The organism is Acinetobacter geminorum (genome assembly GCF_013009345.1).
Taxonomy (GTDB): Bacteria; Pseudomonadota; Gammaproteobacteria; order Pseudomonadales; family Moraxellaceae; genus Acinetobacter; species Acinetobacter geminorum.
In genome coordinates this window covers 1-650 of sequence record NZ_JABELE010000053.1, presented here as the reverse complement: position 1 = coordinate 650, position 650 = coordinate 1, and the positions used below count along the sequence as shown (strand labels likewise).

General features: G+C 45.5%; 1 protein-coding gene and 3 tRNA genes. All 4 read right to left on the bottom strand.

Annotated elements, in window-relative coordinates; genetic code table 11:
- A partial coding sequence (locus HJG58_RS18640) for a GTP-binding protein (protein WP_072292276.1) occupies positions 1-89 on the bottom strand: 89 nt, incomplete at its 3' end.
- Between the two features lie 147 nt (positions 90-236).
- Positions 237-311, bottom strand: a tRNA-Thr gene (locus HJG58_RS18635).
- A 13-nt stretch (positions 312-324) separates the two neighbouring features.
- Positions 325-400 (bottom strand) — tRNA-Gly (locus tag HJG58_RS18630).
- A gap of 37 nt (positions 401-437) precedes the next feature.
- A tRNA-Tyr gene (locus HJG58_RS18625) sits at positions 438-521 on the bottom strand.
- Positions 522-650: the final 129 nt, after the last annotated feature.

The following is a 650-nucleotide window of genomic DNA, read 5'->3' as shown; positions in this document are numbered from 1 at the left end:
GCAGTTAAAGTTGTTTTACCATGGTCAACGTGACCGATTGTGCCCACGTTTACGTGTGGCTTATTACGTTCAAACTTAGCCTTAGCCATGTTTATAGTCCTCGTTTACGTCGAACACAATTCTGAGCAAAAACTCAGCATCGACATATCGCCTAAAAAATCAAACACCCAATACTTGAAAAGCAGACTAATAAGCCTGCTTTTTAAATCTTTGTAGAAAAACTACTAAACTGTATCTGGAGCTCTTATCGAGATTTGAACTCGAGACCTCTCCCTTACCAAGGGAGTGCTCTACCACTGAGCTATAAGAGCGATTATCCTTCGATGGAGCGGGAGACGAGGATCGAACTCGCGACATGCAGCTTGGAAGGCTGCCGCTCTACCAACTGAGCTACTCCCGCACTGTGTTGGTATATATACCACTTCAATCGAAGTTAATGGTGGTGAGAGAAGGATTCGAACCTTCGAAACTTTCGTAGCGGAGTTACAGTCCGCCCCCTTTGACCGCTCGGGAATCTCACCATATCACACTTATTTCAGTGTTGTTCTTCACTTCACAACTACACACCCTTAAGATGGTGCCGGCACACGGATTCGAACTGTGGACCTACTGATTACAAGTCAGTTGCTCTACCAACTGAGCTATGCCGG